27 protein-coding genes are annotated in these 26,618 nt (G+C 63.7%); 14 read left to right on the top strand and 13 right to left on the bottom strand.

Annotated elements, in window-relative coordinates; genetic code table 11:
* Complete coding sequence (locus QN085_RS19435) at window positions 1-927, bottom strand: 4-hydroxyproline epimerase (RefSeq protein WP_031325247.1); 927 nt, start codon at window positions 925-927, stop codon at window positions 1-3.
* A gap of 23 nt (window positions 928-950) precedes the next feature.
* The gene (locus QN085_RS19430; RefSeq protein ID WP_013973778.1) at window positions 951-2,567 is read right to left on the bottom strand and encodes an APC family permease; all 1,617 of its coding nucleotides are present in this window, start codon (window positions 2,565-2,567) and stop codon (window positions 951-953) included.
* Window positions 2,568-2,945: 378 nt separating this feature from the next.
* Here QN085_RS19430 and QN085_RS19425 point away from each other — a divergent pair, with 378 nt between their 5' ends.
* A complete protein-coding gene (locus QN085_RS19425; RefSeq protein ID WP_013973777.1) occupies window positions 2,946-3,728 on the top strand; it encodes an AraC family transcriptional regulator in 783 nt (260 codons plus the stop codon).
* Here the strand turns inward: QN085_RS19425 and QN085_RS19420 are convergent.
* A complete protein-coding gene (locus tag QN085_RS19420; RefSeq protein ID WP_013973776.1) occupies window positions 3,716-4,603 on the bottom strand; it encodes a LysR family transcriptional regulator in 888 nt (295 codons plus the stop codon). The genes QN085_RS19425 and QN085_RS19420 overlap by 13 nt on opposite strands.
* A 140-nt stretch (window positions 4,604-4,743) precedes the next feature.
* Between QN085_RS19420 and moaB the strand changes: the two genes are divergently transcribed.
* On the top strand, window positions 4,744-5,283 hold the full coding sequence (gene moaB, locus QN085_RS19415) for a molybdenum cofactor biosynthesis protein B (protein ID WP_003259533.1): 540 nt from the start codon (window positions 4,744-4,746) through the stop codon (window positions 5,281-5,283).
* Window positions 5,284-5,412: 129 nt separating this feature from the next.
* Here the strand turns inward: moaB and QN085_RS19410 are convergent, their stop codons facing one another.
* Window positions 5,413-6,312 carry a bestrophin family protein gene (locus QN085_RS19410; RefSeq protein ID WP_013973775.1) on the bottom strand — a complete coding sequence of 300 codons (900 nt, stop codon included), beginning with the start codon at window positions 6,310-6,312 and terminating at the stop codon, window positions 5,413-5,415.
* A gap of 20 nt (window positions 6,313-6,332) precedes the next feature.
* Window positions 6,333-7,337 (bottom strand): GTP 3',8-cyclase MoaA, encoded by a 1,005-nt coding sequence (gene moaA, locus QN085_RS19405; protein ID WP_013973774.1) that lies wholly within the window; start codon window positions 7,335-7,337, stop codon window positions 6,333-6,335.
* A gap of 348 nt (window positions 7,338-7,685) precedes the next feature.
* Here moaA and QN085_RS19400 point away from each other — a divergent pair, with 348 nt between their 5' ends.
* Window positions 7,686-10,016, top strand: coding sequence for an FdhF/YdeP family oxidoreductase (locus QN085_RS19400; RefSeq protein ID WP_041505653.1), 2,331 nt, complete (start codon window positions 7,686-7,688; stop codon window positions 10,014-10,016).
* 117 nt (window positions 10,017-10,133) lie between these two features.
* On the opposite strand, the gene QN085_RS19395 is transcribed toward QN085_RS19400, so the two are convergent.
* A complete protein-coding gene (locus tag QN085_RS19395) occupies window positions 10,134-10,595 on the bottom strand; it encodes an Lrp/AsnC family transcriptional regulator (protein ID WP_013973772.1) in 462 nt (153 codons plus the stop codon).
* A gap of 92 nt (window positions 10,596-10,687) precedes the next feature.
* Here QN085_RS19395 and QN085_RS19390 point away from each other — a divergent pair, with 92 nt between their 5' ends.
* Complete coding sequence (locus tag QN085_RS19390; RefSeq protein ID WP_013973771.1) at window positions 10,688-11,869, top strand: trans-sulfuration enzyme family protein; 1,182 nt, start codon at window positions 10,688-10,690, stop codon at window positions 11,867-11,869.
* 123 nt (window positions 11,870-11,992) lie between these two features.
* On the opposite strand, the gene QN085_RS19385 is transcribed toward QN085_RS19390, so the two are convergent.
* The gene (locus tag QN085_RS19385; protein ID WP_003259536.1) at window positions 11,993-12,229 is read right to left on the bottom strand and encodes an HP1242/YdcH family protein; all 237 of its coding nucleotides are present in this window, start codon (window positions 12,227-12,229) and stop codon (window positions 11,993-11,995) included.
* A 117-nt stretch (window positions 12,230-12,346) separates the two neighbouring features.
* Between QN085_RS19385 and QN085_RS19380 the strand changes: the two genes are divergently transcribed.
* The 5 genes from QN085_RS19380 to QN085_RS19360 all read left to right on the top strand — a co-directional run bounded on the left by QN085_RS19380 (window position 12,347) and on the right by QN085_RS19360 (window position 16,972).
* Window positions 12,347-12,712, top strand: a complete 366-nt coding sequence (locus QN085_RS19380) for a 5-carboxymethyl-2-hydroxymuconate Delta-isomerase (protein ID WP_023662359.1) — start codon at window positions 12,347-12,349, stop codon at window positions 12,710-12,712.
* Window positions 12,713-12,877: 165 nt separating this feature from the next.
* Entirely contained in the window at window positions 12,878-14,515 is a 1,638-nt protein-coding gene (locus tag QN085_RS19375; protein ID WP_013973769.1) for a phosphoethanolamine transferase, read from the top strand.
* A gap of 98 nt (window positions 14,516-14,613) precedes the next feature.
* Window positions 14,614-15,747 (top strand): ribonuclease D, encoded by a 1,134-nt coding sequence (gene rnd / locus QN085_RS19370; RefSeq protein WP_013973768.1) that lies wholly within the window; start codon window positions 14,614-14,616, stop codon window positions 15,745-15,747.
* Window positions 15,744-16,037, top strand: coding sequence for a YcgL domain-containing protein (locus QN085_RS19365; RefSeq protein ID WP_015271354.1), 294 nt, complete (start codon window positions 15,744-15,746; stop codon window positions 16,035-16,037). The genes rnd and QN085_RS19365 overlap by 4 nt, the downstream gene beginning before the upstream one ends.
* A 2-nt stretch (window positions 16,038-16,039) precedes the next feature.
* The gene (locus QN085_RS19360; protein ID WP_013973766.1) at window positions 16,040-16,972 is read left to right on the top strand and encodes a D-2-hydroxyacid dehydrogenase; all 933 of its coding nucleotides are present in this window, start codon (window positions 16,040-16,042) and stop codon (window positions 16,970-16,972) included.
* A gap of 185 nt (window positions 16,973-17,157) precedes the next feature.
* On the opposite strand, the gene QN085_RS19355 is transcribed toward QN085_RS19360, so the two are convergent.
* Window positions 17,158-17,751 (bottom strand): nitroreductase family protein, encoded by a 594-nt coding sequence (locus tag QN085_RS19355; RefSeq protein WP_013973765.1) that lies wholly within the window; start codon window positions 17,749-17,751, stop codon window positions 17,158-17,160.
* Between the two features lie 144 nt (window positions 17,752-17,895).
* Between QN085_RS19355 and QN085_RS19350 the strand changes: the two genes are divergently transcribed.
* Together QN085_RS19350 and QN085_RS19345 are read left to right on the top strand one after the other, a co-directional pair.
* Window positions 17,896-18,345 (top strand): YcgN family cysteine cluster protein, encoded by a 450-nt coding sequence (locus QN085_RS19350; RefSeq protein ID WP_015271351.1) that lies wholly within the window; start codon window positions 17,896-17,898, stop codon window positions 18,343-18,345.
* Window positions 18,346-18,386: 41 nt separating this feature from the next.
* Entirely contained in the window at window positions 18,387-19,595 is a 1,209-nt protein-coding gene (locus tag QN085_RS19345) for a hypothetical protein (protein ID WP_013973763.1), read from the top strand.
* Between the two features lie 80 nt (window positions 19,596-19,675).
* Here the strand turns inward: QN085_RS19345 and QN085_RS19340 are convergent.
* The 4 genes from QN085_RS19340 to QN085_RS19325 all read right to left on the bottom strand — a co-directional run bounded on the left by QN085_RS19340 (window position 19,676) and on the right by QN085_RS19325 (window position 22,472).
* Window positions 19,676-21,027, bottom strand: a protein-coding gene (locus tag QN085_RS19340; protein ID WP_410479626.1) for an IS3 family transposase whose coding sequence is annotated in 2 segments (ribosomal slippage) — window positions 19,676-20,556 and window positions 20,556-21,027 — 1,353 coding nt in all. Because the reading frame shifts where the segments join, the coding sequence is not laid out codon by codon here.
* Between the two features lie 128 nt (window positions 21,028-21,155).
* Complete coding sequence (locus tag QN085_RS19335; protein ID WP_013973761.1) at window positions 21,156-21,494, bottom strand: YgaP family membrane protein; 339 nt, start codon at window positions 21,492-21,494, stop codon at window positions 21,156-21,158.
* A gap of 62 nt (window positions 21,495-21,556) precedes the next feature.
* The gene (locus tag QN085_RS19330) at window positions 21,557-22,027 is read right to left on the bottom strand and encodes an RNA methyltransferase (protein ID WP_013973760.1); all 471 of its coding nucleotides are present in this window, start codon (window positions 22,025-22,027) and stop codon (window positions 21,557-21,559) included.
* 73 nt (window positions 22,028-22,100) lie between these two features.
* Complete coding sequence (locus QN085_RS19325) at window positions 22,101-22,472, bottom strand: YajD family HNH nuclease (protein WP_003259546.1); 372 nt, start codon at window positions 22,470-22,472, stop codon at window positions 22,101-22,103.
* A gap of 131 nt (window positions 22,473-22,603) precedes the next feature.
* Here QN085_RS19325 and QN085_RS19320 point away from each other — a divergent pair, with 131 nt between their 5' ends.
* Complete coding sequence (locus QN085_RS19320) at window positions 22,604-22,882, top strand: hypothetical protein (RefSeq protein ID WP_013973759.1); 279 nt, start codon at window positions 22,604-22,606, stop codon at window positions 22,880-22,882.
* 194 nt (window positions 22,883-23,076) lie between these two features.
* Here the strand turns inward: QN085_RS19320 and QN085_RS19315 are convergent, their stop codons facing one another.
* Window positions 23,077-25,119 (bottom strand): S9 family peptidase, encoded by a 2,043-nt coding sequence (locus tag QN085_RS19315; RefSeq protein WP_013973758.1) that lies wholly within the window; start codon window positions 25,117-25,119, stop codon window positions 23,077-23,079.
* A gap of 200 nt (window positions 25,120-25,319) precedes the next feature.
* Between QN085_RS19315 and QN085_RS19310 the strand changes: the two genes are divergently transcribed.
* Window positions 25,320-25,826, top strand: a complete 507-nt coding sequence (locus tag QN085_RS19310) for a hypothetical protein (RefSeq protein ID WP_013973757.1) — start codon at window positions 25,320-25,322, stop codon at window positions 25,824-25,826.
* Between the two features lie 14 nt (window positions 25,827-25,840).
* Window positions 25,841-26,614, top strand: a complete 774-nt coding sequence (locus tag QN085_RS19305) for a class II glutamine amidotransferase (RefSeq protein WP_013973756.1) — start codon at window positions 25,841-25,843, stop codon at window positions 26,612-26,614.
* Window positions 26,615-26,618 lie beyond the last annotated feature (4 nt).

Raw genomic sequence — 26,618 nt, 5'->3', positions numbered from 1 at the left:
TCAGATGCCCCAGGCGAACGGGTCCTGTTCGTCGATCAGCAGGGTGCTGTCGGCGGTGATGTAGGCGCGGCCGGTGATGAACGGGCGAATGCGTTCGCCGTCGCGCTCGTAGCGGCCCTGGAACTGGCTGCCGGTGATACTGGCCTGTACCCAGGTCTGGCCTTCGTCGAGCTTGCCGTCGGCGGCCAGGCAGGCCAGCTTGGCGCTGGTGCCCGTGCCGCAGGGCGAGCGGTCGTAGGCCTTGCCGGGGCACATCACGAAGTTGCGGCTGTCGGCGTTGGCGTCGTCGGCGAACAGTTCGACGTGGTCGATGGGGGCACCGTTTTCACCGGTGATGCCCTGGGCTTCGAGGGCCTTGAGCATCGCCCAGGTGTATTCGGTCAGCGCCTCGCGGTTGCCCAGCTCGATGCGCTGGCCGTGTTCGGAGACGAGGAAAAACCAGTTGCCACCCCAGGCGATGTCGCCGCGCACCGGACCATGGCCGGGCACGTCCACCAGCACTTGCTGGCGGTAGCGGTAGGACGGCACGTTGCCGACGGTTATGGCGCCGTCTTCATGCAGGGTGGCGCTGACCTGGCCGACCGGGGTATCGATCTTGTGCACGCCCGGTGCGATCAGGCCCAGGTGCTGCAGCGAGGCGACCAGGCCGATGGTGCCGTGCCCGCACATGTTCAGGTAGCCAGCGTTGTTGAAGAAGATCACCCCGCACGTGGCGTCGGCCGATACCGGTGGGCAGTACAGCGCACCGACCAGCACATCGTTGCCACGTGGTTCCAGCAGGCAGGCGCGGCGCCACTGGTCGTGCAGCTCTCGCAGTTCATCGCGCTGCTCGGCCATGCTGCGGCCATGCAGTTGCGGGAAGCCTTTCATCACCAGGCGGGTTGGTTCCCCGCCGGTGTGCGAGTCGATGACGTGAACGTGTTTCATGGGCATATCCATTCGAGAGTGGGTCAGGAGGCGACGGCGGCAGGGCGCTGGCCTGGGTAGCTTTCGGAGGAGGCTTCGCTTTCATCCTCGCCCTCAAGGCGCACCAGGTGGGCAGGCACGCCGGTGGCCGCGCCCCAGTAGTAGATGCCCAGCGCACAAGCGGCCACGACCACGGTGTCGAACGGGTGGCCGAGTACTCCCAGGCCGCCGAAGCTGCCCAGCCACGACAGCAGGATGGTCACCGCGTAGAAGCCGATCAGCCACGCCGACGAGCGCACTTGCTGGGCCAGCGACAGGTGCTGGGTCGGCACGAAGCGGCCGCACAGCAGGTACAGCACGAACATCACGATCTGCAGGGCCAGCAGCCACGACACGGTCTTCCAGCCCGACCAGTACACGATCAGCGCGGCGATGATGAATGAAAGCGGGCCGAGCACGCCCATGCCCTTGACCCGGAACGGGCGCGGCATGTCGGGGGCGTTGCGGCGCAGGGCGGCGACGGTGACCGGGGCCACGGCGTAGCTCAGTACCAGGGCGGCGGAAACCACGTTGATCAGCGCTTCCCAGGACGGGAACGGCAGGGTCCAGAACACCGACAGGCCAAAGGTCAGCCACAGCGCCGGGCGCGGGATGCCGGACTCGGCGTCGATACGGGTGAAGTACTTGAAGAAGGTGCCGGTCTGCGCCCAGCCATAGACCACGCGCGGGGTGGCGTTCATGTAGATGTTGCCGCAGCCGCTGGGCGAGATCACCGCGTCGGCCACCACCAGATAGGCCAGCCAGCCCACACCCAAAGCCAGGGCAATGTCGCGGTAGGGCAGGGCCAGTTCCTTGGTCACTGCGGCCCAGCCGTTGCTCAGCATTTCGGTCGGCACGCTGCCGAGGAAGGCCAGTTGCAGCAGGGCGTAGATCGCGGTGGACAGCAGTACCGAGAGGATCAGCGCGATGGGGATGGTGCGTTGCGGGTTCTTCACCTCGCTGGCCACCGAAATGATCGGCGTCAGGCCCAGGTAGGCGAAGATGATGCCACCGGCCGATACCGCCATTTCAACGCCGGACAGACCGAACGGGGCAAAGCCTTGAACCTCGAAGTTTTCCGGTTTGAAGAAGGTGAACAGCACGCCGATCACCAGCAGCGGCACGATGAACTTGAACACACTGACCAGGTTGTTGGCCTTGGCGAAGGTTTTCACGCTGCGGTAGTTGAGGAAGAAGAACAGCCCCAGCAGGGCGAACTGTACCAGCCAGCCGAGCACGGTCGGGTCGCTGGAGCCGGCCTTGGTCAGCCCGGGGAACCAGGCGGCGGCGTATTGACGCGAAGCGACCACTTCGATGGCGATCAGGCTGGAAAAGGCGATCAGGGTGATAAAGCCCATCAAGTAGCCCAGCAGCGGGCCGTGGGAGTACACCGGGTAGCGCACCACGCCCCCGGCACGCGGCAGGGCAGCGCCCAGTTCGCAATAGACGATGCCCAGCAACAGTACGGCGAAGCCGCCAAGGAACCAGGACAGGATGCCGGCCGGGCCGGCGATGGCCGAGACGTGGCTGGCGGCGAACAGCCAGCCGGAGCCGAAGATGGCACCTAGGCCGATGAAGGTGAGGTCCAGCAATGACAACTGTTTTTTGAATTTGCCTGACATGGGTTCGCCTTTTTGTTGGTTATTGGATAGGCAGGTCTGATGTCACGAGATGCGGCTTTTTGGGCCGCGCTCTTGTAGGACTTGGGGCGGCTTGCGTGGGGCATAGAGTGGACCGATCAAGGCGGCGGTTCTTGATGGTTTTCTGCAGGGTGGATGACGAAATCGGCACAGTTGCGAAAAAGCAGTGGTAGGAGGGAAGGGTGGTGGATAGGCTGTAAGCCTTAACACATAAGGGTTGTAGACATTTACTTGCTGTGCCGGCCTCTTCGCGGGTAAACCCGCTCCTACAGGTATCTCCGCAGCTTCGAGGGCTGCGCAGTACCTGTAGGAGCGGGTTTACCCGCGAAGAGGCCGGCACAGCAAACCGAGAGAGAGCAGATGACCGACACTCCCCTGGCAACCCTGTACCAGTCACTCGACCAGCACCGCCCCGCCAACCTCGAGGCCCTGCTCGCCGGTGTATCCCTGCTGCTGCCGATCCTCGACGCCATCCCCAACGCCGCGATCTTCATCAAGGACCCGGCCGCCCGCTATGTGCTGGCCAACAACACCCTGGTCCAGCGCTGTGGCCTCAAGCGCCTGCAACCGCTGCTGGGCAAGACCAGCGCCGAAGTGTTCCCGGCACAGCTGGGCCCCGGCTACACCGAGCAGGACCGTCGCGTTCTCAAGGAGGGTTTGGTGCTGGAAGACCAACTGGAGCTGCATCTTTACGGCAGCCGCGAGCCTGGCTGGTGCCTGACCCACAAGCGCCCGCTGTACAACCGTGCCGGCGAGATCATCGGCCTGGTCGGCATCTCGGTCGACTTGCAGTCAGCCGCCGACAGCCACCCCGCCTACCAGCGCCTGGCGGCGGTGGACGAGCATATCCGTCGGCATTTCCACCAGCCGATCAGCATGGGCGAGCTGACCCGTATCGCTGGCATTTCCGTGGCCCAGCTGGAGCGCTACTGCAAGCGGGTGTTCCACCTCACGCCACGGCAGATGATCCACAAGGCACGCCTGGAGCACGCCCACCGTTTGCTGCATTCGGAACTGCCGATCACTGAAGTGGCGATGTGCTGCGGCTATACCGACCACAGCGCCTTCAGCCGCCAGTTCAAGCAACTGACCGGCTTCACCCCGCGCCAGTACCGCCAGGCAACCAGCGCTCAGTTGGCCTGAAACAGCACCCGCGCCTCATCGAAGCACTGCTCGGCAATTGCCGAACGCGGTTCGCTGCGGCGCAGCAGCAGGCCGACCGGGCTGTGGATGGCGGCGTCGGCCACCGGCAGGATGCGCAGGTGCTCGCTCAGGTCTTCCAGGCCGCAGTCCAGTGGCATGACCGCACAGCACATGCCGGTGTTGATGGCCTGGATCAGCTGGAAGCTCGAGTCGCTTTCCAGTACCGCATTCGGCTCCAGGCCACGGCTGCGAAAACTCAGGTCCAGCGACTGGCGGTAGTGCATGCCCTTGCTCAGCAGGCCCAGCGGAATGTCGCCCAGCTCGTCCCAGCGCAGGGTGTCGCTGGCGAACTGGAAGTGCCGGGTATCGTGCAGCAGGCCCATGGTGGTGGTGCCCAGTTCGATCACTTCGAAGAAGCTGGTGTTGACCTGGTCCAGGTAGCAGATGCCCAGGTCGAGCTGGTTGCGGCTTAGCCCGTCGATGACCTGTTCCGAGCTGAGCGAGCTGATCTGGAAGTGCAGTTCGGGGTATTTTTCACGCAGCGGCAGCAGCAGGTGCATGGGGTTGAAGCTGGCCAGCGGCACCGTGCCCAGGCGCAGGCTGCCGACCACCTGGCCGCGGCAACTGGCGGCTTCGGCCTGCAAGCCATCGTGCGCGGCGAGCAGGGTACGGGCCCAGGCCAGGATTCGCTCGCCCGCTTCGGTGAAACCTTCGAAGCGCTGGCCGCGCTTGACCAGTACCAGGTCCAGCTCGTCCTCCAGGTTGCGCAGGCGCATGGACAGCGTCGGCTGGGTGATATGGCACAGCGCCGCCGCCTGGCCGAAGTGGCGGGTCTGGTCGAGGGCGATGAGGAATTTGAGCTGCTTGATGTCCATGGAGGTGCCTGGTATCGGGTTATGCAGACCTTAACCCACGTCTGCGATAGATGTCATTGATGAGTCGGTACGCCATATCGATTGGACGCCCCCAGGCCATGCCTCTAGCGTGGCGGCAATGCCACTCGAGGAGCCCCACCGTGCGCGTCCAACCCGATGCGGTCTTCGTACCGCTCAACATCGCCGTGCTGACAGTCAGCGATACCCGTACCTACGACAACGACACTTCCGGTGAGCTGCTGGCCAGCCGCTCGGTGGAGATCGGCCACCGCCTGGTGGCGCGGGCGTTGCTCAAGGACGACCTTTACAAGATCCGCGCCCAGGTCGCCACCTGGATTGCCGACGAACAGGTGCAGGTGGTGCTGATCACCGGCGGTACCGGTTTTACCGGGCGTGACAGCACGCCGGAAGCGGTCGAGTGCCTGCTGGACAAGCGCATCGATGGCTTTGGCGAACTGTTCCGGGCCCTGTCGATTCTCGATATCGGCACCTCGACCGTGCAGAGCCGGGCGCTGGCCGGGCTGTCCAACCGCACGTTGGTGTGCTGCCTGCCGGGCTCCACCGGGGCCTGCCGTACGGCGTGGGAGGGCATCCTGGCGGAGCAGCTGGATGCGCGGCACCGGCCGTGCAACTTCGTCAAGCACCTGAAACCGATCGAGGCCTGTGCAAGCCGGGGCTGAGTTTTTTCCTGTACCGGCCTCTTCGCGGGTAAACCCGCTCCCACAGGTATCGCGCAGGGTTCGAAACCTGTGGGGCCCTGTAGGAGCGGGTTTACCCGCGAAAGGGCCGGCACAGGCCACTGCATTCAGTCAGCTCAATACATGGTCCACCGGCAACAACGCCGGCGGTAGCTGTTGTTCCCCCAACCCCGCCAGCACATCGCGCTCCACGGTCCGCACCATGGCATCGGTCGGCAGATCGTTCTCATCGCGCCCGAACGGGTCTTCCAGTTCGTTGCCAATCGCATCCAGCCCGAAGAACGTGTACCCCACGATGGTGGTGAACAGCGGCGCCAGCCAGCCCAGCGGCTCGGCCAGGGCAAACGGTAGCAACAGGCAGAAGATGTAGATGGTGCGGTGCAGCAGCAGCGTGTAGGGGAACGGCAACGGCGTGCCCTTGATCCGCTCGCAGGTAGCCTGCACTTCGGTCAGCCCCACCAGCCGCTGCTCCAGCAGGCTGTAGCGCCAGTCACTGATCTGCTGCTGTGTTGCCAGCCGCGAGCAGTGCCCGCCGATTTCGCGCAGGATGGCGTCGCACACGTTGTGCGGGCTGATTGCATCGGGCCGGGCCAGCCAGGGCCGGGCGGCGGCCAGTTCGTCCTCGCTGCGCAGCCGAGCATTCAGCGCATGGGCAAAGCCGCACAGGCTGCGCAACAGTTCGGCACGCAGGGTTTCGTCGGTAATCACCAGGCTTTCGCGCACGAACGAACGGGTTTCGATGATCAGCTTGCCCCAGGCCTTGCGCCCCTCCCACCAGCGGTCATAGCAGGCGTTGTTGCGAAAACTCATGAAAATCGACAGCGACAGGCCCAGCAAGGTGAACGGGGTGGCGCTGACCGGGTAGAAAAACGCCGGGAAATGCCGCTCGACCAACACGATCAGCGCGGCCAGCAGGGTGATCGTCAGGCAACGCAGGGCGATGCGCTTGACGATCGAACCCTTGAGGGTGAACAGCACACGCAGCACATCGGGGGTGGGGTGGACGATCATGGAAATCCAGAGACGGCTGCCTAGCCGCCGGTCATGTTCATGAAACGCAGGATCTGCACGTCGCCACCGACTTCGAAATGATGGCGGTAGGGCTTGAGGTGCAAGGAATCACGAATGGCCTTTTCCAGGCGTTCGGGGTTGCCGGGGTGGGCGCGCAGAACCTGCTTCAGGTCCACCGAGTGTTCATTGCCCAGGCACAGCAGCAGGCGGCCTTCGACGGTGAGTCGCACGCGGTTGCAGGTGGCGCAGAAGTTGTGGCTGTGTGGCGAAATGAAGCCGACCCGAGTATTGGCGGCTTCGGCCAGGCGCCAGTAGCGGGCGGGGCCCTGGGACGACTCGGTCGATTCGACAAATGTGAACTGCTCGGCCAGCAGCGCACGTACTTCGTCACTGGAGCAGAACGACTCGCCGCGTTCATGTTCGCTGATCACGCCCAAGGGCATTTCTTCGATGAAGGTGATGTCCAGTTCGCGGTCGATGGCAAAGCGCACCAGGTCGACCAGTTCGTGGTCGTTGCGGCCTTTGAGGACTACGCAGTTGAGCTTGGTGCGCTTGAAACCGGCCTGGCGGGCGGCGTCGATGCCGGCGATCACCTGGTGCAGGTCGCCGGTGCGGGTCAGTTGCTTGAAGCGCTCGGCGTCCAGGCTGTCGAGGCTGATGTTCAGGCGCGTGACACCTGCGTCGAACAGCGGCTGGGCCAGGCGCCCGAGTTGCGAGCCGTTGCTGGTCAGGCACAACTCGCGCAGGCCGGGCAGGGCGGCGATGCGCCCGCACAGGTCGACGATGCCCTGGCGCACCAGCGGCTCGCCGCCGGTCAGGCGGATCTTGCGGGTGCCAAGGGCGACGAAGCGCTCGGCCACCTGGAGCAGTTCCTCAAGGCTGAGGATTTGCTGGCGCGGCAGGAACTGCATGTCTTCGGCCATGCAGTACACGCAACGGAAGTCGCAGCGGTCGGTGACCGACATCCGCAGGTAGTCGATTTTCCGGTTGAAGCCGTCGATCAGGGCCCGGCTGTTCTGTTCCACGTTCGCGCTCGAATGGGTAGGGACTCAATCCAAGCTATAACTTGGGCGCAGGGCCGTCAAATTGCTTTGTCCGACCGATTGATCGATGGTCTCTATCATGGCTGCAGGTCACGTATTTCAAAGTGTTGACCGCGTCGCCCAATTCGCGGGTAAACCCGCTCCCACAGGTAAAGCGCAGGGCTCGAAACCTGTGGGGGCCCTGTGGGAGCGGGTTCACCCGCGAAGGCCGTGGCGCGGTTCCAGCCCATGATCGAAACCGCCTATCACCCCGTAAGATCTTTCGATTGGACGGCTCTACCCCACGCTCCATAGGCTGAAAAAAAGCATCGAAGCGTGAGGATTCACCGCATGAGCCAGGACCAACATATCAGGGACTACAAAGGCGCCGCCGCCGGCTGGGGGGCGCTCAAGAGCGTGACCAAGAGCTGGCTGGGCAGCGACAATGCCTTCAAGAACCTGCGGGCCATGCTCAAGACCAACCAGAACGGCGGCTTCGACTGCCCCGGCTGCGCCTGGGGCGAGTCGCCGGAAAACGACATGGTCAAGTTCTGCGAGAACGGCGCCAAGGCGGTCAACTGGGAAGCCACCGGCCGCTCGGTGGACCCGGCATTCTTCGCCAGGTACAGCGTCAGTGCGCTGGCCGAGCAGACCGACTACTGGCTGGAGTACCAGGGCCGCCTGACCCACCCGATGCGCTACGACGCGGCCACCGACCACTATGTCGAAACCAGCTGGGAAGAAGCCTTTGCGCTGGTTGCGCAACACTTGCGCGCACTCGAATCGCCCGACCAGGCCGAGTTCTACACCTCGGGCCGGGCCAGCAACGAGGCGGCGTTCCTCTACCAGCTGTTCGTCCGCGCCTACGGCACCAACAACTTCCCCGACTGCTCGAACATGTGCCATGAAGCCAGCGGCGTGGGCATGTCGGAAACCCTCGGCGTGGGCAAGGGCACCGTGGTGTTCCACGACCTGGAACTGGCCGATGCCATCTTCGTCATCGGTCAGAACCCCGGCACCAACCACCCGCGGATGCTCGAACCGCTGCGTGAAGCGGTGAAGCGTGGTGCCCAGGTGGTCTGCTTCAACCCGCTCAAGGAGCGCGGCCTGGAGCGCTTCCAGCACCCGCAGCACCCGTTCGAGATGCTCAGCAATGGCTCCGAACCAACCAATACGGCCTACTTCCGCCCGGCCCTGGGCGGTGACATGGCAGTGATGCGTGGCATTGCCAAGTACCTGCTGCAGTGGGAACGCGAAGCCCAGGCCAATGGCGAACCGGCGGTGTTCGACCATGCCTTCATCGCCGAGCACACCAGTGGCATCGACGCATACCTGGAAACCGTGGATGCCACGCCCTGGGCGCACATCGTCGAGCAATCGGGCCTGACCCAGGCCGAGATCGAACTGGCCGCGCGCATGTACCGCAAGGCCGAACGGGTAATCATGTGCTGGGCCATGGGCGTCACCCAGCACCGCCACTCGGTGCCGACCGTTCAGGAAATCGTCAACCTGCAGCTGCTGCGCGGTAACGTCGGCAAGCCCGGTGCCGGCCTGTCACCGGTGCGCGGCCACAGCAACGTGCAGGGCGACCGCACCATGGGCATCGACGAGAAGCCCGGGGCGGCCCTGCTCGATGCCATCGAAGAACGCTTCCGGTTCCGCGTGCCGCGTGCCCACGGGCACAACGCCGTGCTGGCGATCAAGGCCATGGAAGAGGGGCGGGCCAAGGTGTTCATCGGCCTGGGTGGCAACTTTGCCCAGGCCACGCCGGATACGCCGCGCACCCATGCGGCCATGCGCAATTGCGCGCTGACCGTGCAGATTTCCACCAAGCTCAACCGCTCGCACCTGGTCACCGGCCGCGATGCGTTGATCCTGCCGTGCCTGGGCCGTACCGAAATCGACATGCATGCCAGCGGGCCGCAAGGCGTGACCGTGGAGGACACCTTCAGCATGGTGCACATCTCCCACGGCCAGCTGCGCCCGCGCTCGCCGCACCTGCGCTCGGAGCCGTGGATCATCGCCGGCATGGCCCAGGCGACCTTGGGCAAACAGCCGATCGACTGGGAATACGCAGTTGCCGACTATGGCCGTATCCGCAGCATGATTGCCGATGTGATACCCGGCTTTACCGATTTCAACGAGCGCCTGCAGCACCCAGGTGGTTTCCACCTGGGCAACAATGCCGCCGACCGTACCTGGCGCACGGCCACAGGTAAGGCGCGCTTCAGCCCGCACCGGCTGCCGGAGCAACTGGTGAATGCCAAGGTGCTGGCGCGCGGTGACAAGCCCGACCTGATCCTGCAGACCCTGCGCTCGCACGACCAGTACAACACCACCCTGTATGGCCTGGACGACCGTTATCGCGGGGTGTTCGGCCTGCGTGAAGTGGTGTTCGTCAACGAGGTGGACATCCGCCGGATGGGCTTCGAGCCGGGCGAACATGTGGACCTGGTGTCGCTGTGGGAGGATGGCGTGGAGCGGCGCGTCTCGGGCTTCCGCCTGGTGGCGTATGACGTGCCCGAGGGGCAGGCGGCGGCCTATTACCCGGAGACCAACCCGCTGGTGCCGCTGGAAAGCTATGGCGAGGGGACCTATACCCCGACCTCGAAGTTCGTGGCGATCAAGGTCGAGAAGGCCAAGGCGGGGAACCGGATTGCGGCGGTGCTGGCCGCGGATTGATCGGTTGCCTGTGCTGGCCTCTTCGCGGGCTTGCCCGCTCCCACAGGAGTACCACAGGTGCTGAAAACTGTGGGGTCCCTGTGGGAGCGGGCAAGCCCGCGAAGAATCCAGCACCGATCAGGAACGGTTCACCGGGTAAGCCGTGGTGTACTTCATCTGCTCCATGGCAAAACTGGAAGTGATGTTCGACAGCCCGTCAGTACTGGTGATCAGCTTTTTATAAAACCGGTCATACGCCGCAATGTCCCCCACCACCACCCGCAGCATGTAATCCCAGTCCCCCGACATGCGGTAGAACTCCATCACTTCCTCGAACCCGGTCACGGTCGCGGCAAACTGCTCCAGCCAGGCGCTGTCGTGGCGCTGGGTCTTGAGCTGGACGAACACCGTCAGCCCCAGCCCCAGCCGTTCCGGGTCGAGCAGGGCGACACGGCCGACAATGTAGCCGTCTTCTTCCAGGCGCCTGACCCGCTTCCAGCACGGCGTGGTGGAGAGGTTGACGGCCTCGGCCAGGTCCTTGAGCGAGATCGAGGCGTCGCGCTGAAGCAGGGTGAGAATGTGCTGGTCGAAGCTGTCCATATCGCGCGTGGGCCGTGGAGAAAAATATTTCACAGATTACCCCAAGGCTAGAAGATTTGGGTTGTGCGATAGTTGCAGCTTTCACTCTGCCAATGGGCCTGACCATGTCCGACAAGCCGCGCAATTTCGCCACCCGTACCATTCACGCCGGTGAGCAGTTCAGCGTCGCCGATAACGCTATTTTCCCGGCGATCGTCACCGCCAGCTCGTTCACCAAGCGCAGCCTGGACGACAAACCGGAATACTCCTACAGCCGTGTCGGCAACCCCACCCGGCACGCCTATGAAACCTGTGTCGCCGCCCTGGAAGAGGGCGTTGGCGCGGTCGCCTGCGCCTCGGGCGTGAACGCCACCGCCACCGTGCTGGAGCTGCTGCCCAAGGATGCCCACGTGGTGGTGATGAACGGCGTGTACGGCGGTACCTTCCGCATCATGGAAGACTACCGCAGCCGCACCTCGGGCCTGACCACCACCTACGTCGACCTCAACGACCTCGAGGCGGTGGCCGCCGCCATCAAGCCGGAAACCCAGCTGATCTGGATCGAATCGCCGACCAACCCGTTGCTGCACCTGGTCGACATCAAGGCGGTGTGCGACCTGGCCAAGGCACGGGGCATCCTCACTTGCATCGACAACACCTTCTGCTCGCCGTGGAACCAGCGCCCGATCACCCTGGGCGTGGACCTGGTGATGCACTCGGCCAGCAAGTACATCGGCGGCCACTCCGACCTCACCGGTGGCGTGGTCGTAGCTGCCAATGATGCGCTGTTGGCGCGCCTGCGCCGCATCAGCATGGCGATTGGCGCGGTGCAGGGGCCGTTCGACTGCTACCTGGCCCTGCGCGGTCTGAAGACCCTGGATGTGCGCATGGAGCGCCAGTGTGCCAATGCCCTGCAGGTGGCACGCTTCCTCGAAAGCCACGCGCAGATCGAGCAGGTGTATTACCCGGGGCTGGAAAGCCACCCGCAACATGAGTTGTGCAAACGGCAGATGCGCAGTGGCGGGGCGGTGGTGGCGATGAAGGTCAAGGGCGACCGGGTCGCGCTAAACCGCCTGGTGGAGGCGCTGCAGATCTTCGTGCTGGCCGACTCGCTGGGCGGCGTGGAAAGCATGATCAACCACTCCTGGAGCATGTCGCACTGCTCGCTGAGCCCGGAGCAGAAGGGCGTGATGGGCATCAGCGAAAACCTGCTGCGGTTGTCGGTGGGGATCGAGGATTATCGGGACCTGGTCGAGGACCTGGATGGGGCGTTGAAGGCTGCGGCTGCTATGTGAGGGCTGCTGGCCTCTTCGCGGGTGAACCCGCTCCCACAGGTATTGCGCTGCCTTCAGGTTTGGCGCTGTACTTGTAGGAGCGGGCAAGCCCGCGAAGAGGCCGGTGGATTCAATGAATTCCTGTCAGGATTTGGGCGGATGAATGATCCGTTCGATCTTGTCCTTGATCAGCAAGCGCTCCTTGCGCAGGCGGTTGACGGTTTCGTCGTTGGTGCCGTTGCCTTCGGCAGCGACCACCTCTTTGTCTTTTGCGTTGTATTCCTTGTGCAGTGAGTGCAGCGTCTGGTCCTTGTCCATGAGCGCCTGGAATGCATCAGCGGTAACGTGCAGGTCAGCGAGCAGATCATGCGGAACTGGCATTTCTTCACCTCTGTCGGGGGTTGGCGGATGGTTCTGACCTTTGAGGATAGTCGTCTTTGCGCAGGTAGGGGACTGGGGTAGGCTGTCGCATCTCCCCCGTGACCCGGAACCTGCGCCATGCCTCACCTGAACCTCGAATACAGCGACAACCTGAATGAGCTGAATGTCGACGTCCTGCTGCTGCGCCTGAACCATGCCCTGGTCGGCAGTGGCCAGTTCGCCGACGAGGCCGATATCAAAAGCCGCGCCGAAGCCTTCGAGCACTATCGAGTGGGCACTGCGCCCGGCGAGCGTGCCTTTGCCCATGTGCGCCTGGCCATCCTCAGCGGGCGCTCGCCCGAGGTGAAGAAGCAACTGTCCGGCAGCCTGCTGGATGTGCTGCGTGAGGCCATCCCCAAGCAACCTGGGCTGGACATCCAGCTGTGCGTGGAAGTGCTGGACATCGACCGCGAGCCGTATGCCAAGGCACGCCTGCCAGGCTGAACAAGCGCTGAATGAACTTCTTTTAATGTAGAAAAGGCGCCTGCTCACGAATTTGTTGGCGTCTTTTTCACAAAATATTGATGGCACGCTTTCTAGAGTTCAGCCAAGTTTCCCCGGTGCCGCGCAGGCCCTCGGGCTGATAATCACTCTTGATTGCGAACACTGATGCTCAACTTCAAATCCCTGCGGACTGAATGGGTCACGCTGCTGGCCAGCCTTTACCTGCTGATAGGCTTCAATGTCTTCCTCTGGCAGCATCTCGAACAGGTCGTGCCGCCCGGTTTGCCGGGGCTTTGGCTGAGCCTGGCGTTTGCCGTGCTGATGCTGTTCGCGTTCAACCTGATCCTTACGTTGTTCGCCTTCCGTTATGTATTGAAGCCAATACTTATCGTGTTGTTCATGAGTGGCGCGGGTGTGGCTTACTTCATGAACCAGTACGGCGTACTCATTGACGCGGGCATGTTCCGCAATATTGCGGAAACCAACGTGGCGGAAGTGCGTGACCTGCTTTCGTTGAAGTTTGCCTTGTATATCCTGGGCCTCGGTGTAGTGCCTTCGCTGCTGTTGTGGAAGGCGCCGATCGCCTATCGCGCCTGGCACCGTGAACTGCTCGGCAAGCTGGTGGTTGGCGGTGCCTGCGTGGTGGCCCTGGGCTCGGTGGCACTGGTCAACTACCAGGGCCTTTCGTCGCTGTTTCGCAACCACCACGAACTGCGCCTGATGCTCACCCCCAGCAATATCGTGGGTGCCTCCATCGGTTATGTCAGCGAGCGCGTCGGTACCGCATCACGGCCCTTCCAGCATTACGGCGAAGATGCCAAGCGTGACGCTGCCTGGCAAAAGCATGAACGCAAGTCGCTGACTGTGCTGGTGGTGGGTGAAAGTGCGCGGGCAGATCACTTCGGCGTGCTCGGCTACAACCGCGATACCACACCGAACCTTGCCAGGGAGCAGGGCCTGCTGGCGTTCTCCGATGTTCACTCCTGCGGCACGGAAACCGCCGTTTCGGTGCCGTGCATGTTCTCTGGCATGAAGCGCAAGGACTACGATGCCCGCGTGGCGAAGAACCGCGAAGGGTTGCTGGACATCCTCCAGCGGACCGGCCTGGCGGTGCAGTGGCGTGACAATCAATCGGGCTGCAAGGGTACCTGCGACCGCGTGCAGTTCATCGATGTCAGCAAACTCCAGGACCCGCAGTTGTGCGCTGATGGTGAATGCCATGACCAGATCCTGCTGCAGGGCCTGGGTGAGCTGATCGACAACCTCGACAAGGACACCGTGCTGGTGCTGCACCAGATGGGCAGCCACGGGCCTGAATACTTCAAGCGCTACCCCGGCGCCGACCAGCGCTTTGCCCCGGTGTGCCAGAGCAACGCGCTGGACCAGTGCAGCGAACAGGAAATCGTCAACGGCTACGACAACACCCTGGCCTATACCGACAAGGTGCTGGCCTCGCTGATCGATACCCTGCGCAGCAAGCAGGACAAGGTCGACACGGCGATGATCTACCTGTCCGACCATGGCGAGTCGCTGGGTGAGTACAACCTGTTCCTGCACGGCACGCCTTACGCCATCGCCCCCGAGCAGCAGAAGCATGTGCCGTTGCTGACCTGGTTCTCCGACAGCTACAAGGAGGACTTCGGCGTCGACACCGATTGCCTGGCCAAGCTCAGCGATGCGCCGCTGTCGCAGGACAACCTGTTCCACTCGATGCTCGGCCTGTTGCAGGTGCGTACCGAGGTCTACCAGCAATCGCTGGACATGTTCGCCAGCTGCCGGCCGTGGCTGGCGGCCAAGCGCTGAGTCTGACTGCACCGTTTATCCATTCCAGGGATGGCGCAGGTTTCACCAGCAGTGCCCGCGCCGTATATACTGCGCGCCAATGTTAGTGGGAGAGCCTCGTGGCCATCGAAATACACTGGATCCGTGACGACCAGAGCCTGGCCGAACACTGCCGCGACTGGCATCAGCTGCCCTTTGTCGCCGTCGACACCGAATTCATGCGGGTCGACACCTTCTACCCGAAAGCCGGGCTTATCCAGATCGGCGATGGCCAGCGTGCCTTCCTGATCGATCCGTTGCTGATCGGCAACTGGCAACCCCTGGCCGAACTGCTGGATGACAGCGGTGTGGTCAAGGTGCTGCACGCCTGCAGCGAAGACCTCGAAGTGCTGCTGCGCCTGACCGGCAAGCTGCCACAGCCGCTGTTCGACACCCAACTGGCGGCCGGTTATCTGAACCTGGGGTTCTCCATGGGTTATTCGCGCCTGGTGCAGGATGTGCTGGGTATCGACCTGCCCAAGGGCGAAACCCGCTCCGACTGGCTGCAGCGCCCGCTCTCGGAAACCCAGGTCAGCTATGCCGCCGAGGATGCCGTGCACTTAGCCGAGCTGTTCACCGTGTTGCGCCCGCGCCTGAGTGACGACAAGTACGCCTGGGTGCTGGAGGACGGCGCCGAGCTGGTGGCTGCATTGCGCCGCGAAGTCGAGCCCGAAAGCCTGTACCGCGACGTCAAGCTGGCCTGGAAGCTGGCCCCCCAGCAACTGGCAGTGCTGCGTGAGCTGTGTGCCTGGCGCGAGCGTGAAGCGCGCAACCGCGACGTACCGCGCAATCGCATCCTCAAGGAGCACTCGCTGTGGCCGATGGCCAAGAGCCAGCCGAGCAACCTGTCGGCGCTGGCCAAGATCGACGAGATGCATCCGCGCACCATTCGTCAGGACGGTGAGTTCCTCATCCAGCTGATCAAGCGTGCCGCCAGCCTGCCAGCCGAGCAATGGCCACAGGCCTTGCCCGAGCCTTTGCCGATCGAGGCCGCAGGTATCCTCAAGCAGCTGCGTGCCATCGGCCAGGCCGAAGGTGAGCGCCTGGGCATTGCCCCCGAGCTGATGCTGCGCAAAAAAGCCCTGGAAGCGCTGCTCAAGAGCGGCTACCCCAATGGCCCCTATCAATTGCCCGATTCGCTGCGCGGCTGGCGCCGTGAGCGCATGGGCCAGGCCCTGCTGGACAGCCTCGCAGGCGCCGGAGAGACCCGATGAAACGCATTTGCTCTATCTACAAGAGCCCCCGCAAGAACGAAATGTACCTGTACGTGCTCAAGGCCGACGGCCTGGAGCGCGTGCCCGAAGGCCTGCTGCCGTTCTTCGGCACCCCCGTGCACGCCTTCGACCTGGTGCTTACCCCCGAGCGCAAACTGGCCCGCGAGGATATCGCCAAGGTGCTGGAAAACCTCGACAACCAGGGTTACCACCTGCAGATGCCGCCGCCGGAAGACGACTACATCGAGCACCTGCCCGAAGAGTTGCTGCGCCGTAACGACCCTGCCTGATCATGCGAGTACTGATTGCTGAGCATGATCATGCTCGATACGCCGAGATCTTGCGCGCAGCCGCGCCTGAGCTGGAAGTCCTGACCAGCGGCGACTCCGCCGAACTGGCACGCCAGGCGCCACAGTGCCCGGTGTGGCTGGGCCAGCCGGACCTGCTGGCAAGCCTGTTGCGCCAGGGCCACAAGCCGGGCTGGATGCAGTCCACCTGGGCCGGTATCACCCCGCTGCTGGCCGAGGGCCTGCCGCGCGACTATCGCCTGACCCGCGCCGTGGGCATCTTTGGCCAGGTGATGGCCGAGTACATGCTCACCTACATGCTCGGCCATGAGCGCGAGGTGCTGTCGCGGCTGGTCAGCCAGGTCGAGCGTCGTTGGGACGACCGCCCGGGGCGGACCCTGGAAGGGCGCAAGGTGCTGATCGTCGGCACTGGCGACATTGGCCAGCGGGTGGCCGAGTTCCTGCAGGCGTTTGGCGTGGTGCTGTATGGCGTTGCCAGCAGCGCCCGCGAGCAGGCGCCGTTCGTCGAGGTAGCGGCGCTGGCCGACCTGCCGCGCCTGGTGAGTCAGGTCGATTACGTACTCAACCTGCTGCCGGATACCCCGGCAACCCACGACCTGTATGACGCGGCACTGTTCAAGCGCTTCCAGCCCACGGCGCTGTTCATCAATGCAGGGCGCGGCGCTGCGGTGGTCGACGCTGACCTGGTCGAGGCACTGAAGGAAGGGCACCTGGCGGGGGCGGTGATCGATGTCTGCCGGCAGGAGCCGTTGCCCAGGCAACACCCGTTCTGGACGGCGTGGGGCTTGCTGCTGACCGGGCACAGCTCGGCACCCACCTCGCCGGCGGCGATGGTGCGGTTGTTTGTCGAGAATGTGCGGGCGTATGCGGCGGGGCAGGGGTTGCGAGGTGAAGTGGACTTCGCCCGAGGCTATTGATTTCTGTTGCCTGTACTGGCCTCTTCGCGGGTAAACCCGCTCCCACAGGATCCCCACTACCCTCAGGTCCTGTGGGAGGCTGGTGTTGGCTGTGCTGGCACAGGATCAACACAGGCCCCATGGGGCAGTGGAGATCCTGTGGGAGCGGGTTTACCCGCGAAGAGGACGGTACAGCCAATAAAGGCTTACAAGCTGAAATCACCCTCGGCAGCCAGCTCGCTCAGTGGCTTGCGCGGGCTCGGGACTTCACGCGCCTGCAGCGCTTCGTTCAGGCTGGCCTTATCGCCCAGCTTGCCGATTGCCACCATGGCATGCAGCACGTAGCCTTCAGGAACCTTCAACTCCTGACGCGCCAGCTCCTGGTCGAAACCGGCCATGCCATGGGTATGCCAGCCGCTGATGCTGGCTTGCAGGGCCAGGTGCCCCCAGGCGGAGCCGGTGTCGAAGGTGTGCCACAGCGCCGGCTTTTCTTCCGTGGCGCCCGGGGCGGCGTAGGTGGTCTTGGAAATCACCAGCACCAACGCCGATGCCTGTTGCGCCCAGCTGCGGTTGGCCGGCACCAGCAGGTTCAGGTAACGCTCCCAGTTCGGCGTGTCACGGCGGGCATAGAGGAAGCGCCAAGGTTGCGAGTTGTTCGCCGAGGGCGCCCAGCGTGCAGCTTCGAGGAAGCTCAGCAAGGTTTCCTCGCTGATCGGCTCGGCGGTGAAGGCACGTGGCGACCAGCGGTTGATGAACTGCTCGTTGATGGCGTAATCGGCAATGCGGGGGTTGGCGCTCATGGCGGCTCCTGCAAAAGGGCGGTAAACGCGCACGCTACTGCGTCGCGTCGCGACTGACAAGCGGTCTGGCTTTGCCGAAGGCCAGGCTCTAGACTGGCGCCGCCGCGCGCCGTGGCTCCAAGATGAATGCAGGAAACCCGTGTCATGATCGCTGAAAACGCGCCGTTCTGGCAGCGCAAGACCCTCGAACAACTCAGCCCGCAAGAGTGGGAGTCGCTGTGTGACGGTTGCGGCCTGTGCTGCCTGCAAAAGCTCGAGGACGAGGACGACAACAGCGTCTATTACACGCGCATCGCCTGCAAACTGCTGGATCTGCACACCTGTCAGTGCAGCGATTACCCCAACCGCTTCGCCCAGGTACCTGACTGCATACAGCTCACCCCGGGCAAGGCCGACCAGTTCAAGTGGCTGCCGAGTACCTGCGGCTACCGCCTGGTCAGTGAGGGCAAGGACCTGCCGGCCTGGCACCACCTGGTCTGCGGCGATCGCCAGCAGGTCCATGAACAGCGCATTTCCCAGTCGGGGCGCATGCTCAGTGAACACGATGTGCACGAAGACGACTGGGAAGACCATCTGATCTTCCGCGCCAGCTGACCGGCGCGGCCCGCTGCCACGGGGAAACAAGGAGTTTCTGTATGCGTTGCCAGCTGTTGTTGCTGTTTGGCCTGATGGCCAGTTCGCCGGCCTGGGCGAAAAAGGTCGACCTCGACTATCAGGTGCGCCTGTTGCCAGCCAGCGGCCAGGCGGAGGTCCGCCTCACCTTGGCCGAAGGCAGTGCCGTGCGCAGCCTGGATTTCGACCTGGGCAAGGCTGGGGCCTACAGTGGCTTCCAGGCTGATGGCCAATGGCAACTGCAGGGCCAGCGCGGCGTGTGGCAACCGGCGGCCGGCAAGACCAGCCTCAGCTACCGCGTGCAGCTGGACCAGAAACGCGGCAGCGGCGCCTATTCATCGCGCATCACCCCGCATTGGGCGCTGTTCCTGGGCGACCAGCTGGTGCCGCCTGCGCGCCTCGACCAGCAGGATGGCACCGAACTGGTGGCGCGGCTGGCGTTCGACCTGCCGGAGGGCTGGAAGAGCATTGAGACCTCCTGGCCGCGTATCGGCAAGGACAAGTTCCGCATCGACAACGTTTCGCGCCTGTTCGACCGCCCCACAGGCTGGATGCTCGCCGGCGACCTGGGCAGCCGCCGCGCCCGCCTGGGCGAAACCGAGGTCACCGTGGCCGCACCGGTGGGGCAGGGTATGCGGCGCATGGACAACCTGACCATGCTGACCTTTGTCTGGCCGCAATTGCAGGCGGTTTTCCCGCGCAACCCGCCGAAGCTGCTGTTGGTCGGCGCTCGCGACGGCATGTGGCGTGGGGCGACCGCCGCGCAGGGCTCGTTGTACCTGCACAGTGCCCGGCCGATGGTCAGCGAGAATGGCAGCAGCCCGTTGCTGCGCGAAGTGGTGCAACTGTTTGCGCAGATCCATGGGCGTGATGGCAGTGACTGGCTGGTGGAAAGCCTGAACGACTATTATGCCAGCGAGTTGCTGCGCCGCTCGGGCGGGGTGAGTGACGACCGTTACGAGGCTTGGCAGGCGCGCCTGAGCAAGCAGGGCGCCAAGGTCACCCGGCTCAAGGGCGAGCATGCCACCCCGGCGCAGGTGGCGCGCGGAGTGATGCTGTTGCAAGCGCTGGACAAGGAAATCCGCATCCACACTCAGGCCAAACGCTCGCTGGACGATGTGGCACGCGGGTTGATGCGCCTGCCCAGCGTCAGCACCGAAGACTTCGTGCAGATCAGCGAGAACGTGCTGGGGCGGCGCTCAGAGGTGTTGCAGAGCAAGGCGTTGCGCTAGCCGTTTCTGCACCTGTGCCGGCCTCTTCGCGGGTAAACCCGCTCCCACAGTATGGACTGCCCCCAAAAAGTTGGACAGTTTTAGCCAGTGGCCTGAGTCCTGTAGCTGACAGGGCTCAGGCCATTGAGTTTCAGCCTGATGCGGTCATGGTTGTAGTAATGGATGTACTCCTCCAGGCCCGCCTTCAGCTGTTCGACGCTTTCAAAGCGCTTCAGGTAGAAGAACTCTGACTTCAGTGTGCCGAAGAAGCTTTCCATCGCTGCATTATCCAGACAATTGCCCTTGCGAGACATGCTCTGCTTCACACCGCGCGCTGCGAGCTTATGGCGGTATTGGGGCTGCTGGTAATGCCATCCTTGGTCTGAGTGGATCACTAGCTTGGGCTTTTCACCCAACCCATCGAGCGCCTTTTCCAGCATGTTCCCGACCAAGCCATAAGTAGGCCGGCAAGCTGTTTCATAGGCGATGATCTCACCGTTGTACAAGTCCATCACGGGCGACAGGTAGAGCTTTTGTTGGGCCACTTTGAACTCAGTGACATCGGTCGCCCACTTCTGGTTGGGGCGTTGCGCGACGAAATTACGCTCCAGCAAATTCATTGCCACCTTGCCGACAATGCCGCGATAGGATCGATACTTCTTCGGGCGTACAACGGACTGCAAACCAAGCTCAGCCATCAACCGTTCAATGACCTTCTTGTTGACCAAGGTCCCCTGATTCCTGATGGCAAGGGCAATGCGGCGGTAGCCATACAGCCCTTTCTCCTCGTGATAGACACGCTGCACCAACTCCTTGAGCGAGGCGTGCCTGTCCGGCTTTTGCTGGCACTTGATCTGGTAATAAAAGGTACTGCGTGCCAACCCCACCATCTGCAAGAGGTCAGGCAGCGGATATTTATGTCTGAATTTACAGACGATCAGGGCTTTTTCGTCCGTGTTCGCTCCTTCTCCTCTCGCAGAGCCTTTAACTCCTTTAGGACATCATTCTCCATGCGCAGATACTCGAGCTCGCTCAACAACTGCTCACGAGATTTCTCTGCGTCATTGGTATCTGTCGGCTTGATGGGCTTAATTTTCTTCGGCACGGCTGATTTTCTTTGTTTGGCGAGAGTGGCTTCAGGACTGCCACTGTAGTGCTGCCGCAGCCAAATGCCTATCTGTGAGGACTGTCCAAGGTCAAAGTGCGCCGCTGTTTGGCGCAGGGACAGGCGATGCTCAAGCATGTACTTGAGCACCCGCCGCTTGAATTCCTCGGTGTAGCGGCGACCATGCGAGCGAGGGCCGAGGCTGGCATCGACTTGGTAGCCAGCAACCCAGCGCCGAAGCAGGCTGAAATCGATGCCAAAGTGTTGTGCCACCTTGCGAAAGCCCCGGCTGCCCTCTAGGTAAGCGGTGATAGCCGTGAGCTTGAACTGCTCTGTGTATTTACCCATAGATCCCCCAAGGGTTGGATTGGTGTCCAACTTCTTGGGGGCAGTCCAGTACGGCGAAGAGGCCGAAGCCTCGGTGATCCTGTGGGAGCGGGTTTACCCGCGAAAGGGCCGGCACAGGCGGTGCAAAATCAACTGGCCAACGGATCCTTCCCGGTTACCGTCACCCCCCGCGTCGCCGCCTCGGCACTGGCCTTCAACGCCTCCAGTTCCGCAGCACTGCGCTCGATGTCCGAACGCAAGCGGTGATACTCCTGCCGGTGCCGCTGCCACCAGGCCTTGGTCGCACAATGCCCGCTGAAGCCCCGAGCCAGTGCCAAGCCGCCAACTGCGATCTGCAACAACCCGACCAGGCCGCCGTGGCGCAGCCCCTTGCTGACCATCAACGCGCCGCCAGCCAGCGAACTGGCGCGCTCCAGGCCGTGAACGTTCTTGTCTTGCGATGTCGCTGCCGAATGGATATCAAGCATGGCAAGGTCTCCGTCTGAAGTGTATGCAGGTGACCTGTCGGCCGCCGCCATCGTTCAGTCGGCTATTTGAACCTGGGCCCCGAACGGGTATTCAGCCCCTTGGCCATGCGGTCATACAGCACCACATTCACCGTCGCTGCGAGGTTCATGCAGCCCTCGGTCGGAATGTAGATGGTCTCTTCGCACCATGCCCGCACATCGGCACTGAGGCTGCCGTCTTCCGGCCCGAAGATGTAGATGGCCCGATCCGGGTGGGTGTATTCCGGCAATGGCCGCGCGCCTTCCACCAACTCCACGGCCACCGGCGTGCAGCCCAGCGGGATGATGCGCTGCAGGTCATCGATGCTGATCAGTGGGATGTCGTAGTGCACGCGCTTGGTGTCGGTGACGAAGTCACGCGCACGCTCGTAGCGTTTGCCGGTGTAGAACACCGAATTGACGCCATAGCAGCCCGCGGCGCGCATCACCGAGCCGACGTTTTCTGCCGACTTGGGGTTGAACAGGCCAATGCAGCTGTATCGTTTGTTTGCCACGTACCGGGGCCCTTCGCGAAAAAAAGCGCGATTATACGGGCTGCCCGGTAGCAGCGGGGCGGTGAATCGATGGTCAGTCTTTCTTCAGCATGCCCGCCAGCCCGGCGAACGGGTTGTGGGTGGCCTTGGCGATGCTCGGGGTGCTGGTGGAGCCTTCGCTGAAGTACTGCTGGTCGGTATAGCGCGAGTGCTCGTTGTCGTGGCAGTACAGGCACAGCAGCTCCCAGTTGGAGCCGTCCTGCGGGTTGTTGTCGTGGTTGTGGTCGCGGTGGTGCACGGTCAGCTCGCTCAGGCGCTTGCCGGAGAACTCGCGGGCGCAGCGGCCGCAGACGTGCGGGTACATTTTCAGGGCCTTGTCGCGGTAGCCCATTTCCTTGTCGCGCTTGGCATCGGCCAGGATGCGGTCCAGGCGCGCGGTGGCGGCGGCGGAAGAGGTGGAGCTCATGGTGTTTCCTTTGTTCTGATCAGGCAAATGACGGTTATGCGCTGAGTCTAGCGCGCTTGCGGGGCAGGCGGACAGGCGAAAGCTTTGATTTAGGCGTAGCCTGTAGGAAGGTTCCCGACAGGAGGTTGCTGATGTTTCGCGCGATCCTCGTTGTGCTGTTGTTGGCCGGCCTGCCCATGGCCGAAGCTGCCAGCACGCCACCCCGGTTGAGCACGCCGGTGCCCGGTGCACCGGGTACGCCTACGCCTACGCCATATCCGCAGATTACCCCGAGTACGCCGCCCAAGGCCTATGACAGCCAGCCGGGGGCGCCACTGTTACCGCCGATGCCCGTGCCCGGGCCGCCGAAAGACCAGCCATTGCCGGGGTTGCGCCAGGACCCGCCGAAGCAGCCGGTGCAGGATGATTGAATTCAGCCGGCTGCCCCGGTTTTCTGTGGGAGCGGGTTTACCCGCGAAGCAGGCGCCGCGGTGGATGGCACGGGCTTCGCCCGTGTTCGCGGGTAAACCCGCTCCTACAGGGATCGCGCAGGATCCAGGGCATGCACGGTACCTGTGGGAGCGGCCTTGTGTCGCGAAAGGGGCGCAAAGCGCCCCCAGCTTTCTCAAACGATACCTAGCTCGCCGAACACGAACGCGTACTCAAGGGCCACATCCTTGAGCCCCTGATACCGCCCGCTCATCCCGCCATGCCCAGCCCCCATCTCGGTCTTGAGCAGCAGCAGGTTATCGTCGGTTTTTCGCGTGCGCAGCCGCGCCACCCACTTGGCCGCTTCCCAGTACTGCACGCGGCTGTCGTTGTAGCCCGCCACCACCAGCATCGCCGGGTAGGCCTGTTCCTTCACGTTCTCGTACGGTGCATAGGCCTTGATCCGCTCATACACCTCCGGCTCCTCAGGGTTACCCCATTCGTCGTACTCGGTCACGGTCAGCGGCAGCTCGGGGTCGAGCATGGTGTTGAGCACGTCGACGAACGGCACTTCGGCAATCGCACAGCGGAACAGCTCGGGGCGCAGGTTGAGCACAGCGCCCATCAGCAGGCCACCAGCGCTGCCGCCACTGATGGCCAGGCGGTCGGCAGCCGTGACACCCTCGGCGATCAGGTGCTCGGCACAGGCGATGAAGTCGCTGAAGGTGTTGTGCTTGTGCTCCTGCTTGCCGGCGCGGTACCAGGCTTCGCCCAGTTCGCCACCACCACGCACATGAGCGATGGCAAAGGCCACGCCGCGCTCCAGCAGGCTCAGGCGCGCGTGCGAGAACCACGGGTCGAGGCTTTCGCCATAGGCGCCGTAGCCATAAAGGTACAGCGGCACGGTCTGGCCCAGGTCCTGGCGGCGGCGCACCAGGCTGATCGGCACCCGGGTGCCGTCCGCTGCGGTAGCCCACAGGCGCTCGCTGACATAGTCGTCGGCATCGAACGGCCCCAGCACCGGGGTTTGCTTGAGCACCGCCTGGGCACCGCTGGCCAGCTCCAGCTGGCGTACCTGGGCTGGGCGGTTGAGTGCTTCGTAGCGCAGGCGCAGGCGTGGGCTGGCGAATTCCAGACTGTCCTGCACGTACAGGCTGTAGGCCGCGTCGGGCAGTTCGACGCGGTAGGGTGCCAGGCCCTGCGGGCGTACCTCGATGATCGGCAGGCCGCCTTCGCGCAGGCTCAGGGTCAGCGCGCCGGCATTCAGGCTGAGGCCTTCGAGCATGATCGCGTCGCGGTGCGCTACCAGCACCTGCCATTGCTCACGGCTGGGCACTGGTGCGACCGGGGCGTGGTACAGGGCGAAGTTGATGCCGTCCTGGTTGGTGCGGATGAACCAGCGCCACTGGCCGTCGAGCTGGCCGTGGTCGGGGAAGTACTCATGGCCTTCGACCCGTGGCGCCAGGCAGGTGAACGGTGCCTGCGGAGTTTCCGCGTCCAGTACCCAGGCTTCGCTGGTGGTCTTGCTGTTGAGCAGCAGCACCAGCTGGCGTTCGGAGCTGGTGCGGTAGCAGTGCAGGAAGAAGCGCCCATCGGGCTCCTCGAACACGGTCTGCGCGCCGTCGTTGCCCAGGGTGTGGCGACGCAGGCGCCACGGGCGGTGGGTCTCGTCCAGTTCGGCGAAGAACAGCGTCTGGCTGTCGTTGGCCCAGGTCAGGCTGCCGTCGCAGTCGTCGAAGGGCAGGGAGGTGACGCTGCCACTGGCCAGGTCCTTCACGTACAGGGTGAAGATTTCGTCGCCACTGGTGTCCAGGCTGTAGGCCAGCAGGCGGTGGTCAGGGCTGACGTTGAACGCGCCGAGGGACAGGAAACCGCCATTGGCCAGGGCGTTGGGGTCGAGCAGCAGTTGCTCCTGGCTTTCATCTACCGTGTTGGAGTCGTCGGCCGGGCGCGGGCAGCGGTAGTGACGCGGGTACTCGTCGCCTGCGGTGGTACGGGTGTAGTACAGGTAGGGGCCCCAGGGCGCCGGCAGCGACAGGTCGGTTTCCAGGATGCGGCCCTTGATCTCTTCGAACAGTTGTTCGCGCAGCGGCGCCTGGTCGGCCAGGCAGGCTTCCTGGTAGGCGTTTTCGGCCTGCAGGTAGGCAAGCACCTCAGGGGTGTCACGCTGTTGCAGCCAGGCGTACGGGTCGGTGGCCTGGGCCTGGTGGGCAATCGGGGGTTGGGGCTTGGTTGGCATTGAGGATCTCTTGATTGGGGTTGCCTGTGCCGGCCTCTTCGCGGGCTTGCCCGCTCCCACAGGTTCACCACAGTTGTTGAAAGCTGTGCGGTCCCTGTGGGAGCGGGCAAGCCCGCGAAGAGGCCGGTACAGGCAAACACTGTCTGCGCCCGGAAAAGTGTTTATCATAGGCATCTCTTTGCCTGGCTTGCACGAACACCATGACCGAGAACGACTACACCCTCGCCTGGGGCCTTTACGCCGTTGCCGCCCTGGGCTGCCTGATGGTGGGCTTCAAGCTCACCGGCTGGATGTGGCGCTGGCTGCGCGAACCGCTGCGGGTGGTGCTGGCGGTGCTGCTGCTGACCCCGACCATCGTCGACCCGGTCAAGGACAGCTTCGCCCCGGCGATTGCCATCACCGCCCTGGATGTCGCCTTCAAGGTCGGCAACAACGCCTGGCGCGCGGTTTCCGACTTCGCCATGTACGGCATGGGCGCGTTTTCCCTGTATTTCCTCTTCGTGCTGCTGCGCTTTCCGCTGGAGAAACGCGCCCGCGAGCGCCGCGCGCAGGTCGAGGCCGCTGCCCAGCGCCAGGCTGCCGAAGATGACCAGCTTGGCGCCCAGGCCCCGCTGGCCGCAGAGCGCCGCGACCGTTACCGTGATGCGCCACCCCCTGTCGCCCCAGCCGTCTCCCGCGGCAGCGGCCGGGTCGAGCCCCGTCTGTAAGCGGAGACACGCCTATGTGCGAACTGCTGGGCATGAGTGCCAACGTCCCAACCGATATCGTCTTCAGCTTCACCGGCCTGATGCAGCGCGGCGGTCGTACCGGCCCGCACCGTGACGGCTGGGGCATCGGCTTCTACGAAGGCCGTGGCCTGCGCCTTTTCCAGGACCCGGCTGCCAGCAGCGAGTCGGAAGTGGCCAACCTGGTGCAGCGTTACCCGATCAAGAGCGAAGTGGTCATTGGCCATATCCGCCAGGCCAACGTCGGCAAGGTATGCCTGTCCAACACCCACCCGTTCGTGCGAGAGATGTGGGGCCGCAACTGGTGCTTCGCGCACAATGGCCAGCTGGGCGACTTCAAGGGCCAGGCCAGTTTCTACCGGCCGGTGGGCGATACCGACAGCGAGGCGGCCTTCTGCGACCTGCTCAACCGCATCCGCAGCGCCTTCCCCGAGCCCGTGCCGGTGGAACAGCTGCTGCCGGTGCTGGTCGAAGCCTGTGCCGGCTACCGCGGCCAGGGCGTGTTCAACTGCATGCTCAGCGACGGCGACTGGCTGTTCTGTTTCTGTTCGACCAAGCTGGTGCACATTACCCGCCGGGCACCTTTTGGTGCGGCGCGGTTGAAGGACGTCGACCTGATCGTCGATTTTCACACCGAAACCACCCCTAACGACGTGGTCACGGTGATCGCCACCGAGGCCCTGACCGAGAACGAGACCTGGCAGCGTTACGAGCCGGGTCAGTGGGCCCTGTGGCGGCACGGCGAGTGCGTGGCGCACGGCCAGAGCTAAGGAC

This window comes from Pseudomonas sp. M2(2023) (assembly GCF_030263955.1).
Lineage (GTDB): Bacteria > Pseudomonadota > Gammaproteobacteria > Pseudomonadales > Pseudomonadaceae > Aquipseudomonas > Aquipseudomonas asiatica.
This window is presented reverse-complemented; position numbering and strand designations above follow the sequence as displayed.

What these genes read in the sequence shown, in the direction of transcription:
- QN085_RS19435 (WP_031325247.1), bottom strand. Translation starts at nt 927, where the DNA reads ATGAAACACGTTCACGTCATCGACTCGCACACCGGCGGGGAACCAACC.
- QN085_RS19430 (WP_013973778.1), bottom strand. Translation starts at nt 2,567, where the DNA reads ATGTCAGGCAAATTCAAAAAACAGTTGTCATTGCTGGACCTCACCTTC.
- QN085_RS19425 (WP_013973777.1), top strand. Translation starts at nt 2,946, where the DNA reads ATGACCGACACTCCCCTGGCAACCCTGTACCAGTCACTCGACCAGCAC.
- QN085_RS19420 (WP_013973776.1), bottom strand. Translation starts at nt 4,603, where the DNA reads ATGGACATCAAGCAGCTCAAATTCCTCATCGCCCTCGACCAGACCCGC.
- QN085_RS19410 (WP_013973775.1), bottom strand. Translation starts at nt 6,312, where the DNA reads ATGATCGTCCACCCCACCCCCGATGTGCTGCGTGTGCTGTTCACCCTC.
- QN085_RS19400 (WP_041505653.1), top strand. Translation starts at nt 7,686, where the DNA reads ATGAGCCAGGACCAACATATCAGGGACTACAAAGGCGCCGCCGCCGGC.
- QN085_RS19395 (WP_013973772.1), bottom strand. Translation starts at nt 10,595, where the DNA reads ATGGACAGCTTCGACCAGCACATTCTCACCCTGCTTCAGCGCGACGCC.
- QN085_RS19390 (WP_013973771.1), top strand. Translation starts at nt 10,688, where the DNA reads ATGGGCCTGACCATGTCCGACAAGCCGCGCAATTTCGCCACCCGTACC.
- QN085_RS19385 (WP_003259536.1), bottom strand. Translation starts at nt 12,229, where the DNA reads ATGCCAGTTCCGCATGATCTGCTCGCTGACCTGCACGTTACCGCTGAT.
- QN085_RS19380 (WP_023662359.1), top strand. Translation starts at nt 12,347, where the DNA reads ATGCCTCACCTGAACCTCGAATACAGCGACAACCTGAATGAGCTGAAT.
- QN085_RS19375 (WP_013973769.1), top strand. Translation starts at nt 12,878, where the DNA reads ATGCTCAACTTCAAATCCCTGCGGACTGAATGGGTCACGCTGCTGGCC.
- QN085_RS19365 (WP_015271354.1), top strand. Translation starts at nt 15,744, where the DNA reads ATGAAACGCATTTGCTCTATCTACAAGAGCCCCCGCAAGAACGAAATG.
- QN085_RS19360 (WP_013973766.1), top strand. Translation starts at nt 16,040, where the DNA reads ATGCGAGTACTGATTGCTGAGCATGATCATGCTCGATACGCCGAGATC.
- QN085_RS19355 (WP_013973765.1), bottom strand. Translation starts at nt 17,751, where the DNA reads ATGAGCGCCAACCCCCGCATTGCCGATTACGCCATCAACGAGCAGTTC.
- QN085_RS19350 (WP_015271351.1), top strand. Translation starts at nt 17,896, where the DNA reads ATGATCGCTGAAAACGCGCCGTTCTGGCAGCGCAAGACCCTCGAACAA.
- QN085_RS19345 (WP_013973763.1), top strand. Translation starts at nt 18,387, where the DNA reads ATGCGTTGCCAGCTGTTGTTGCTGTTTGGCCTGATGGCCAGTTCGCCG.
- QN085_RS19335 (WP_013973761.1), bottom strand. Translation starts at nt 21,494, where the DNA reads ATGCTTGATATCCATTCGGCAGCGACATCGCAAGACAAGAACGTTCAC.
- QN085_RS19325 (WP_003259546.1), bottom strand. Translation starts at nt 22,472, where the DNA reads ATGAGCTCCACCTCTTCCGCCGCCGCCACCGCGCGCCTGGACCGCATC.
- QN085_RS19320 (WP_013973759.1), top strand. Translation starts at nt 22,604, where the DNA reads ATGTTTCGCGCGATCCTCGTTGTGCTGTTGTTGGCCGGCCTGCCCATG.
- QN085_RS19315 (WP_013973758.1), bottom strand. Translation starts at nt 25,119, where the DNA reads ATGCCAACCAAGCCCCAACCCCCGATTGCCCACCAGGCCCAGGCCACC.
- QN085_RS19310 (WP_013973757.1), top strand. Translation starts at nt 25,320, where the DNA reads ATGACCGAGAACGACTACACCCTCGCCTGGGGCCTTTACGCCGTTGCC.
- QN085_RS19305 (WP_013973756.1), top strand. Translation starts at nt 25,841, where the DNA reads ATGTGCGAACTGCTGGGCATGAGTGCCAACGTCCCAACCGATATCGTC.